Source organism: Georgenia sunbinii (assembly GCF_036421875.1).
Classification (GTDB): domain Bacteria; phylum Actinomycetota; class Actinomycetes; order Actinomycetales; family Actinomycetaceae; genus Georgenia_B; species Georgenia_B sunbinii.
Map to the genome: position 1 here is coordinate 1 of NZ_JAZGOL010000014.1, position 11,240 is coordinate 11,240.

At 69.3% G+C, this 11,240-nt stretch carries 8 protein-coding genes; 5 read left to right on the forward strand and 3 right to left on the reverse strand.

What is annotated here, in order from left to right; genetic code table 11:
• Positions 1-235 precede the first annotated feature (235 nt).
• Together V2J52_RS17110 and V2J52_RS16835 are read left to right on the forward strand one after the other, a co-directional pair.
• Positions 236-358 (forward strand): SdrD B-like domain-containing protein, encoded by a 123-nt coding sequence (locus V2J52_RS17110; protein WP_434056445.1) that lies wholly within the window; start codon positions 236-238, stop codon positions 356-358.
• Complete coding sequence (locus V2J52_RS16835) at positions 333-923, forward strand: SdrD B-like domain-containing protein (protein ID WP_331228902.1); 591 nt, start codon at positions 333-335, stop codon at positions 921-923. Before V2J52_RS17110 ends, V2J52_RS16835 begins: the two co-directional genes overlap by 26 nt.
• 81 nt (positions 924-1,004) lie before the next feature.
• Here the strand turns inward: V2J52_RS16835 and V2J52_RS16840 are convergent, their stop codons facing one another.
• The 3 genes from V2J52_RS16840 to V2J52_RS16850 form a co-directional block, all read right to left on the reverse strand.
• A complete protein-coding gene (locus V2J52_RS16840; RefSeq protein WP_331228903.1) occupies positions 1,005-2,528 on the reverse strand; it encodes a helix-turn-helix transcriptional regulator in 1,524 nt (507 codons plus the stop codon).
• 124 nt (positions 2,529-2,652) lie between these two features.
• Entirely contained in the window at positions 2,653-2,898 is a 246-nt protein-coding gene (locus V2J52_RS16845; protein WP_331228904.1) for an acyl-CoA carboxylase subunit epsilon, read from the reverse strand.
• Complete coding sequence (locus V2J52_RS16850; RefSeq protein ID WP_434056446.1) at positions 2,895-4,508, reverse strand: acyl-CoA carboxylase subunit beta; 1,614 nt, start codon at positions 4,506-4,508, stop codon at positions 2,895-2,897. Before V2J52_RS16850 ends, V2J52_RS16845 begins: the two co-directional genes overlap by 4 nt.
• A gap of 114 nt (positions 4,509-4,622) precedes the next feature.
• Here V2J52_RS16850 and V2J52_RS16855 point away from each other — a divergent pair, with 114 nt between their 5' ends.
• The 3 genes from V2J52_RS16855 to V2J52_RS16865 all read left to right on the forward strand — a co-directional run.
• Entirely contained in the window at positions 4,623-5,492 is an 870-nt protein-coding gene (locus V2J52_RS16855; protein ID WP_331228906.1) for a biotin--[acetyl-CoA-carboxylase] ligase, read from the forward strand.
• A 54-nt stretch (positions 5,493-5,546) separates the two neighbouring features.
• Positions 5,547-6,710, forward strand: a complete 1,164-nt coding sequence (locus V2J52_RS16860; protein WP_331228907.1) for an adenylate/guanylate cyclase domain-containing protein — start codon at positions 5,547-5,549, stop codon at positions 6,708-6,710.
• Positions 6,711-6,854: 144 nt separating this feature from the next.
• A partial coding sequence (locus V2J52_RS16865) for a 3-keto-alpha-glucoside-1,2-lyase-like domain-containing protein (protein WP_331228908.1) occupies positions 6,855-11,240 on the forward strand: 4,386 nt, incomplete at its 3' end.

The window sequence follows — 11,240 nt, forward strand, 5'->3', positions numbered from 1 at the left end:
CGAGAACCTTCCGGTCCTCGAGGACGGCGAGTCCTACACGGTCTCGATCGACCGTGAGCTGTCGGCTGAGCCGCTGGCCCCGTACATCCCGACGCTCGAGGGCGAAGGCGACGACGAGTCGCTCGACTCTTCGACGTGGTCGGCTGAGTCGGTCTTGCCGCTGGGCACCGACGGTGACCGCGACCCGACGCTCGACTTCGGGTTCGTGCTGCCGAAGGTCTCGGTTGGTGACTACGTGTGGGTCGACTCCGACCGTGACGGGATCCAGGACGAGGGCGAGCCGGGCATCCCGGGCGTGACCCTGGTGCTGACNGACGCTCGACTTCGGGTTCGTGCTGCCGAAGGTCTCGGTTGGTGACTACGTGTGGGTCGACTCCGACCGTGACGGGATCCAGGACGAGGGCGAGCCGGGCATCCCGGGCGTGACCCTGGTGCTGACCGGTCCGGACGGTGAGCCGGTGACTGACGTGTTCGGCAACCTGGTCGAGGCGACCGTGACCGACGAGAACGGCGAGTACACCTTCGAGAACCTCCCGGTCCTCGAGGACGGTGAGTCGTACACGGTGTCGATCGACCGCGAGGCCTCCGCCGAGCCGCTGGCCCCGTACCTCCCGACGATCGCCGAGCAGGGCGACCGCGAGGGCGACTCGTCGACCTGGACGGCCAGCTCCATCGGCCTCACCCGGGACGGCGACCGCGACCCGACGCTCGACTTCGGGTTCGTGGTGCCGGAGGGATCGGTATCGCCGGAGGAGCCGACGACGCCGGAGCAGCCGACGACGCCGGCACCGACGCCCACAGAGCCGGAGGATCAGCTCCCCTCGAGCGGTGCTGAGGTCGGTGGCCTGCTGGCTGCCGCCGCGATGGCGCTGCTCGTCGGACTCGGCGCGACGATGATCAGCCGACGGCGACACACCGCCTGACGCTCAAGGACCGCCCCGGGAAGAGTGCCCCCCACCCTTCCCGGGGCTTCGTCGTACCACGACACCGGCGACGTCACGCCGTCAGAGTCCGAGGCGGGCGAACCTCACGTTGGCATCGCCGCGGCTCGTGACGTTCAGCTTGCGGTAGGCCGAGCGGAGCTGCGTCTTGACGGTGTTGATGGACAGATGGAGCTCCTCGGCGATCTCCGCTCGGGAGCGCCCCTGCTGGAGCAGCCGCATGACCTCGACCTCGGCCTCGGTCAGTGACGACTCCAGCACCGGCTCGAGCTCGAGGGTGGGGACCGCGTGCCGGTCGACGAGGTCAGCGGCCATGGTGCCGGCATCGGTGCCGCGGATGGAGGTCAGGGTCGCCGCGGTGAGGTATCGCAACGAGCTGAGGACCTGGCAGTCGAGAGCCTTCTGCAGAGTCTTCAGGAGGAGCTGGCGTCCGTTGATGGGGTGCCCGAGTGCGGTCAGCGACTGGGCCTCGAGGAGGCGCAGCGCCAGCGTGGTCCGGTCATCGTGCGTCGGGGGCAGGCCTTTGCCAGCCAGCTCGAGCACGGCCTGGAACTGGCCGGTGACGAACAGTCGCAGGCCCTCGGTGAGTACCGCCTGCGCGCTGGTCAGTACGTCCGGCTCCCGGGCGGCGTGGTACCCGCTGCCGTCGATGATGGACAGCTCGGCGTCGCTGAGCGCCGTGGCGAAAGTGCCGTCTGCGCCGGGCCGAGGCAGCCCCGCCGCGGCGACCGCCATGCACAGCGCGTGTGCTTGCGGGGCGCGGCGGGTGAGAGTGAGGTGGCGTACCTGAGCCTGCAGGGCGACCGCCCAGAACTCCAGGTGCTCCAGCGGAGAGGGCTTGGCCAACCGCATGGCTTCCGCGCGAGGGTCGAGGGTGTCGACTGCGCACAGGTAGTCGGTCAGCCAGATCGTGTCGTTGATGAGCCCCTCCACCCAGCTCTCGGTCCGGGGGGTGGCTCGGGCGCGGTCGCTCCACGTGATGGCTTCGACGATGTTGCCCGCAACGGCGTGGGTCAGTGCCAGCTTCGCCGTCGCCTCGCGCACGATGAACGGGAACTTGTCCGGCCGGTGCGACGTCGTGGCCTCCAGCAGCATCCCTCGGGCGGTCGCGACGTCACCGGCGAGCAGCGCGGTGATGCCGACCTGGACGGACCAGAGGGCCGTCGTCCCGCCCGTGGCATCGACGAGCTGGCCACGACCGGCGCGGACATGGTCGCCGATCCGTCGCACCTGCTCCATCGCAGCGGCGGGGAGCCCGCGAAGCCGCAGATCGCCGATGTACTGCGCGGTGGCGTTGAGATCTGTGGGTCGGCGGGGCGGCTGCTGCGGCGCGAGGAGGTCCTCCACGGGGCCATGCCCGGTGGCACGGGCGAGGAAGTTCGCGTTCTTCAGCGTGGAGAGCAGGTGCGTGGGCGCCTGGGCGAGGAGCCGACGCAGGTCCGTGGGATCGACGGCGTACCAGATCTCGGCCCAGTGCTCGTCCAGCACGTGAAGGGCAGACTGCCAGTCGCCGGCGACCGCAACGCGGAAGACCTGGAGCGTGGCGGGCGTCCGCACATACGTCATGGCGGCGATGGTGCTGTCCACGCTGCAAGCCCTCTCTTCCTGGAGATGATGGCAAGGACGCGACTCGTCATCATTGAGCAGCTGCCGATATGAGGATCTCACCACACTTGCCCGTCGCGGTGGTACCAGCCCCGGCCCCCGGCGATCAAGGATGCAGCGACCACCGCCACGTCGACGGCCCGGGGCGATGGTGGCCCAGCCGGCGACCGTGGTCGTTCCACGGCGTCACCAGCGGCGCCTCCGTCGGCGACTCAGTGGCAGCGGCGTGAGACGCAGCGATGCCGGCGACGAGCGCGGCCAGCTCGATGTCGTCGGGCACGCCACGCACGACCCGGACCATCGCAGCGGTGACGTCTCCCTCGAACTGCCCGGCGTCGTCGATGTCGTTCACAGCGGGATGTTCCCGTGCTTCTTGGCCGGCAGCGAGGCCCGCTTGGTGCGCAACGCCCGGAGCGCACGGGCGACCTGGACCCGGGTCTGGGACGGCTCGATGACGGCGTCGACGTAGCCGCGGGCGGCCGCGTCCCAGGGGTTGACGATGGCGTCGTCGTACTCGGCCACCAGGCGAGCACGCTCCGCCTCGACGTCCCCGCCCTCGTCGGCGACCTTCTTCAGCGCACCGCGCTGCAGGATGTTGACCGCGCCCCCCGAGCCCATCACCGCGATCTGTGCGGTCGGCCAGGCAAGGTTGATGTCCGCACCGAGCTGCTTGGAGCCCATGACGATGTAGGCGCCGCCGTACGCCTTGCGAGTGATGACCGTGACCAGCGGCACGGTGGCCTCGGCGTAGGCGTAGATGAGCTTCGCGCCGCGGCGGATGATCCCGTTCCACTCCTGGTCGGTGCCCGGCAGGAAGCCCGGGACGTCGACGAAGGTGAGCACCGGGATGTTGAAGGCGTCGCAGGTGCGCACGAAGCGCGCGGCCTTCTCGGCGGCGTTGATGTCGAGCGTGCCGGCCATCTGCAGCGGCTGGTTCGCCACGATCCCCACCGGACGGCCCTCGACATGGCCGAAGGCGGTGATGATGTTGGGCGCGTAGAGCTGCTGGACGTCGAGCAGCTCACCGTCGTCGACGATGTGCTCGATGATGCCGCGCATGTCGTAGGGCTGGTTGTCGGAGTCCGGGATGACGGTGTCGAGGTCGTAGTCGTGGTCGATGACCTCGAGCGGCTCCTCGACGTCGGGCCACGACGGCGGCTCGGTGAGATTGTTCGACGGCAGGAACGCCAGCAGCGCCCGCACGTACTCCAGGGCGTCGTCCTCGTCCTCGGCCAGGTAGTGAGCCACGCCGGAGCGTTCGTTGTGGGTGGCCGCGCCACCCAGCTCCTCGAACCCCACCTCCTCACCGGTGACTGACTTGATGACGTCGGGCCCGGTGATGAACATGTTGGACGTCTTGTCCGCCATGACGATGAAGTCGGTGAGCGCGGGAGAGTACACCGCACCCCCCGCGCTCGGGCCCAGGATGAGGGAGATCTGCGGGATGACGCCGGACGCCGCGACGTTGCGACGGAAGATCTCCGCGAACTGCGTCAGGGCCGCCACGCCCTCCTGGATCCGGGCACCGCCACCGTCGGAGATCCCGATGATCGGCACCCCGGTGCGCAGCGCCAGGTCCATCACCTTGGTGATCTTCTGGCCGTGGACCTCGCCGAGGCTGCCGCCGAACACGGAGAAGTCCTGGGCGTAGATGCACACCTGCCGGCCGTCGACCGTGCCGTAGCCGACGACGACGCCGTCACCGGGCAGCTTGCGCTTGTCCAGCCCGAAGTTGACCGAGCGGTGCGTGGCCAACGCGTCCAGCTCGACGAAGCTGCCGTCGTCGAGCAGCTCGGTGATCCGCTCCCGGGCAGTCTTCTTGCCACGAGGATGCTGCCTGTCCTGCGCGGCCACCTCGGCCTCGGCGAGCGCCGCCTCACGGGCTGCGAGGTCGGTGAGCTTGTCGGCGGTCGTGGGCGGGACGGGGCCCGGGCCGGTGTCGTGGGTAGTCACGCCCGTCAGCCTAGTTGTGGCTGATCACCTCCTCGTGGCTGCTGCCGGGCGATTCGCGACGGCTGGGTTGTGGGAAGCGCACAACCGGCCGTCCCGGGAGCGCCTGCGTGGTTGGCTGGTGCGGTGAACGATGCCCCCTTCTCCCGGCTCCTGCGGCTGCCTCAGGTCGCCTCGACCAACACCGTCCTGCGCGAGTCCGTGGTGGCGGATCCCGCGGCGTGGCCGCACCTGTCTGCGCTGATCGCCGATCACCAGACGGCGGGGCGCGGCCGTACCGGGCGGCAGTGGCACACGCCGGCCGGCACCGCGCTCACCGCCTCCATCGTGCTGCGGCCGCTCGTCGCGACCGAGCGGCTCGGGTGGCTCACCCTCCTCACCGGGCTGGCTGCGATTCGCGCGCTGCGGGCGCTCGCGCCGGACGAGGCGTCCCGTCTCGGTCTCAAGTGGCCCAACGACGTCCTCGTCGACGGCGCAGACACCGCGGTCGACGGGTGGGGGCGGCAGCGGAAGGTCGCCGGGATTCTCGCGGAGGTCGTCCCGGGGACCGTCTCGACCCCGGCGACTCCTGATGCGGCCCGAGCCCCACGCGCCAGCCGGGCCGCCGTCGTCGTCGGGCTCGGGGTCAACCTGCGTCAGCGGGAAGCTGACCTGCCGGTGCCATGGGCGACGTCCCTCGAGCGGGCAGGGATCGGGGCACCCGGCCACGCGCCGTCGCCCCTCGAGCTGCTCAGAGCGGTCGGGCACGAGCTCGAGGAGATCCTCACGACTTGGGAGGGCGCGGGCGGCGACGTCGCGGGCAGCGGTCTGCGCGACGCGGTCCGCGACGTCTGCGTGACGCTCGGGGATCGGGTGCAGGTCGCGCAGCCGGGCGGCGGCCTGCTCAGCGGGACCGCCGAGGACATCGACGACGAGGGCCGGCTCGTGGTCGTCACCGCCGGCGGTGCGCGCGTGCCGGTGGTCGCCGGGGACGTCAGCCAGCTGCGCAACCCGTGATTCTGGACGCCGGGCGGGATAACCTTTCCGCGGTGGCAGAGTAGTCGAGAAGAGGTGAGGGTCATCACAACAGCGGCACACAGCTCCGCGGACGGTCGCGCCGCCGACCCCACCGACGACCGCCCCGGCCCGCCGACGAGTGAGGCTGACGGCGCGCGGAGCGCACCCGACACCGCGGCCGCCCGGGAGGCCGATCTCATCGGGGGCCGTCCCACCCTGACCATGGCCCAGCTCGCTGCCGAGGCAGACGTGAGTCTCGGTACCGCCCGACGGTTCTGGCGAGGAATGGGGTTCCCGGACATCGCGGAGGACGCCGTCCACTTCACCCCGCGCGACGTCGAGGCGCTGCGCGATGCCTCGACGTTCGTCGCGGAGGGGCACGTCGCTCAGAGCACCATGAACTCGCTACTGCGCGCGCAGGGTTATCTCGCCGACCGGCTGGCACTGTGGCAGGTCGAGGCGCTGGTCGAGGACGCAGCCCGCAGGTACACGCTCGATGACACCGCGGCGCGCGTCGTCGTCCTCGACCGGCTCGCCGACCTCGCCGACCGGCTCGACGCCAGCCTGGTCTACGCGTGGCGCCGCCAGCTCGCGGCCCTCAGCCGTCGGATCGACTCCGAGATCGCCCACCGCACCGTCGAGGAGTCCGGGCGCGACAACCTGCCGCTGCTACGAGCGCTGGGCTACATCGACATGGTCTCGTTCACGTCGAGCTCGGCCTCGCTCGGTTCGCAGGCGCTCGCCGAGCTGGTCCAGGGATTCGAGTTCGCGGCCCGAGACGTCATCACCTCGCACGGTGCCCGGGTGGTCAAGACGATCGGCGACGCCGTGCTGTGGGTCGCTGACGACCTGCCCACCGCGGCGATGGTGGCGGTCGAGCTCGTCCGCGTCATCCACTCGCGGCCCGAGCTGCTGCCGGTGCGCGGATCGCTGGTGTGGGGCCGGGTGATCTCCCGCTCCGGGGATGTGTTCGGCCCGGTGGTCAACCTGGCGTCGCGCCTCGTCGACGTGGCACTGCCGGGCACCGTGGTGATGGACCCCGCCACCAGTGACCAGGTGGCCGCCGGACCCAACGCGCCGCTGTTCAGCTTCGCGCCGCAGCCGACTGTCGACATGCCGGGTATCGGCCAGATGACGCCGATCGAGCTCCAGCTGCACGGCTTGCCGACCGACCGGCCCACGCTCACCACCGGCACTTCGGGCGTGTCGTCTCCCTAACGAGGGAGGTGCCGCCCCTACTTTTGCTCGCCTGTACGTGTAAGGGTTAGCATGCAGGCGGGGGGAAATGATGTCGCCGACGGGCGCTGATGGTGGCGCCGTGGGTGACGCCGAACCGGGTTGATGACGACCAAGGAGCATTACATGTTCAGACATGCCAAGGCGCGTACGGGCCTGCCAGCGCCCGCACCGCGCCGCCGGGGACGAGCAGTCCTCGTTGCAGGCCTCAGCGCCGCGCTTGCTGCCTCGTGGGCAGTGCCGGCCGCAGCCGCCGATCTGCCCCAGCAGGAGCCCGGGGTGACGTTGCGGACCTACCAGCTCGCGCAGGACCCGGGGGCGGTGTGCACGCTGCGCGAGGGCACGACGCCCAACGTCGACAAGCTGATGCCGACCATCGACTGGGCGTCCGACGAGGACTTCGGGCTCTCTGACCAGTTCATCACCCACGCCCTGGCGAACCTCACGGTTCCCGCCGACGGCAACTACGAGTTCCGGATGACCAACGACGACGGTGCGTTGTTCTACCTCAACGACGACCTGGTCATCGAGAACGACGGCCCGCAGGACTCCACGTCCGTGACGGGGACCGTCGGACTCACCGAGGGCGTCCACGACCTGCGGATCGAGCACTTCGAGGGTACTAACGACCAGCGTCTGACGCTGGAGTGGAAGCAGCCGGGCGAGTCCGACTTCGAGGTCGTCCCGACGTCCGCCCTCAGCACCGAGGCCGGCGTCGTGCGGGTGACCGCGCCCGGCAACAAGTTCTGCGAGGGTGACTTCGACACCCCCGGCGACGGCCTGCGTCTTGAGGGCGTCAACCCGAACTACGAGCTCGTCGACCTGCGGCCCGAGGGCTTCGAGCCGGCCGTCTCGGCGCTCGACTTCACCGAGGACGGCGACCTCGTCGTCGTCACCGCCGGCGACGTGAGCTCCGGAGGCTGGGAGCCTGACCCGTACACCGGTCAGGTCTACATCCTCGACGGCGCCGACGAGGCCGATGGCCCCGAGGACGTCACCTACCGCCTGGTCCACGAGGGCCTGCTCAACCCGATGGGTGTCGACGTCATCGGTGACTCGATCTTCGTCTCGGAGCGTGACGGGCTCACCGAGCTCGTCCCCGAGGAGGACCCAGAGAACCCGGACGCGCCGAACTACGTGCGCTCCGCGGAGTACGGCGAGGACGACGAGGGCAACCCGACCGGGAAGTTCGCCAACTGGCCTACCGGTGGCAACTTCCACGAGTTCGCCTTCGGCCTCGTCCACGACGAGGACTACTTCTACCTCAGCCTGTCGGTCGCCATCGACAACGGTGGCGCGTCGACCGACCCGCAGCCCGGTGAGAACCGCGGTACCTCGCTCCGGGTGGACCGGGAGAGCGGTGACGTCGAGTACGTCGCCGGCGGTCTGCGCACCCCGAACGGTATCGGGTGGGGCGGCACCGACGGTGACGACCTGTTCGTCATGGACAACCAGGGCGCCTGGCTGCCCAGCTCCAAGCTGGTGCACATCAAGGAAGGCCGGTTCTTCAACCACTACAACAACCCTCCTGGCCCGTTCGACGCGGAGCCGGTGAGCCAGCCGGCCGTCTGGGTCCCCCAGAACGAGATCGGTAACTCCCCGAGCGCCCCGGTCCAGCTGACCGAGGGTCCCTTCGCCGGGCACATGCTCTTCGGTGACGTGACCTACGGCGGCGTGCAGCGGGCCTTCCTCGAGGAGGTCGACGGCGAGTACCAGGGTGCTGTCTTCCGGCACAGCGCGGGCCTCGAGGCCGGCGTCAACCGTACGGTCGTCGGCCCCAACGGAGACATCTACGTCGGTGGCATCGGTGAGGGCGGCAACTGGGGCGAGGCGGGCAAGCTCCGCTACGGCCTGCAGAAGCTCGTCACGGTCGGCACGGACACCTTCGACATGGCCGAGGTCCGGGTCATCGAGGGCGGTTTCGAGGTCGAGTACACCCAGCCGATCTCCGAGGAGGCCGTGGCGAACATCGCCGACGCCTTCCAGGTCACGCAGTGGCGCTACGTGCCGACTGCTTCCTACGGCGGCCCCAAGATCGGTGAAGAGGTGCTCAGCGTCACCGACGCCGACGTCTCTTCGGACGCCACCACGGTGACGCTGGCCATCGACGGGCTCAAGCCCGGGCACGTCGTCCACCTCCACACCCCGCGGCCCTTCGACTCGGCCGCCGGTGACGAGCTGTGGAACACCGAGGCGTGGTACACGCTCAACTCGCTGCCCGGCTACGTCGCTCCGCCGGACCGCGGCTACTACGAGGCCGAGGAAGCCACGCTCCTGGGCGGCGCCGGTGTCGACACCGAGCACAGCGGCTACTCCGGCAGCGGTTTCGCCGACGCGATCCAGAACACGGGCGCCGAGGTGCGCTTCGCCGTGACGGTCGACGAGGCCGGCACCCACCCGGTGCACCTGCGGTACGCGAACGGCCCCAACCCGTTCGAGGGCACCAAGTCGCTGTCCCTGTACGTCAACGGCGAGAAGGTCGGCCCATGGGAGCTGCCGAGCACCGATACCTGGAAGACGTGGGGCACCGACACCCGCGACATCGAGCTCGACGCGGGGGCCAACACCATCTCGCTGCGTCAGGACGAGGGCGACGACGGAAACGTCAACCTCGACGTCCTCTCCATCGGTCACACGGACATCTGCACCCCGGCCGACGTCGAGGCGGGCTACACCCCGCTGTTCGACGGCACGCTGAGCAGCTTCGAGGACTGGAGCCTTGCCGGGGACGGCTCCTTCGGCCGCTACGACGACTGCACGCTGCGCACCGAGGGCGGCATGGGCCTGCTGTGGCACCCGGACGAGCTCGGTGGGGAGTACAGCCTCAAGCTCGACTGGAAGCTGACCAAGGACGACAACGGCGGCGTGTTCGTCGGGTTCCCGGACCCGGGCAACGACCCGTGGATCGCGGTGGACCAGGGTTACGAGATCCAGATCGATGCCTCGGACGAGCCCGACCGCACCACCGGCGCGATCTACACCTTCCAGGGTGCCGACGAGGAGGCGCGTGACGCCGCCCTCAACCCGGTGGGCGAGTGGAACGCGTACGAGATCGTCGTCGACGGCGACAACATCAAGATCTACCTCAACGGTGCGCTCGTCAACGACTTCATCAGCACCGACCCCGCTCGCGACCTGAGCAGCGGACACATCGGCCTCCAGAACCACGGAGCCGGCGAGGTGGTCCAGTACCGGAACGTTCGGGTCGCGGACCTCGCCGACCTCGAGGAGCCGGAGCTGATCACGGTTCCGGCGGAGCAGGTGTCGTTGCAGATGTTCTCGCTGATCCCGTGGGTCGGTGCGGACGGTCTGCCGGCAGTGCTCAACCGGCTGGCGTCGATCGGGCTGGAGAACATCGAGCCGTTTGGTGGGACGTTCTCGGGCTATGACGCCGAGAGCTTCCGGGCGCTGACCGATTCGTTGGGCCTGAGTGTCCCGTCCTCGCACTACAACACCAACGAGGACAGGTTCGACGAGACCTTGGAGTACGTGGACACGCTGGGCCAGGAGTACGTGGGCTCTGGTGGGTTCGCGGATCCTGGTTTCGACTCGCTGGAGGAGACGCTGGCCACCGCTGACGCGATGGACCGTCTTGGTCAGCGGTCGGTGGATGCCGGTATCGGTAAGTTCTTCGGCCACAACCACGACTCGGAGTTCACCACCACGTTCGAGTACGAGGGTGAGGAGCAGTCGGTCTGGGAGATCCTCGTCGCTAAGACCGACCCGGAGCTGGTGACCTTCGAGCTGGACGTTGCCTGGGCCGCGCACGCTGGTGTCGATGTGCCGGCTCTCATCGAGGAGCACGGCGACCGGATCGAGCTGCTGCACATCAAGGACGCCACGAACGTGGCTGGTGAGGGGAATCCGACCTTCGTCAAGCTTGGTGAGGGCGAGGTGCCGTTGCAGGAGATCCTTGCTGCGGCGGCCGAGCACGCTGAGATTGCGTACTTCGTGCTGGAGTACGACATGTCTCAAGAGGGTGAGGCATTCGCGGCTGAGGGCTTCGAGTACCTGACCGGCCAGCCGGCTGGTGAGGCGACGGAGTTCGAGCCGGTCGTGGTCGAGACCGCTGAGGTGACGTTCACCGATGAGCCTGGTACCGAGGACGACACGTTCACCGTTCCCTCGACGCTGGGTGTGGTGTACCGCATCGGTGAGGACGTCGTTCCTGCAGGGACTCACCCGGGTGCCGGCACGGTGACCGTCACGGCCCACGCCCGCGGCGGCTTCGAGCTCGCCGAGGGTGCCACCGCTGAGTGGTCGCACGAGTTCTCGACTGAGGGTGGTGGGGAGGTTCCCCAGCCGCCGTCGAGTGCGGCGGAGTTCCACCTGAGTGATAACTGGCGTGGGACGACGCATCACTTCTTCAAGTACGGGCGGATCGCCGATGAGGTGTTCGTTGGTGACTGGGATGGTGATGGGACCGACTCGATCGCGTTGCGTCGTGGGAACGTGTTCCACGTGTCCAACGCGCCTCGTGGTGGGGATGCTGACTGGACCTTCCGGTACGGC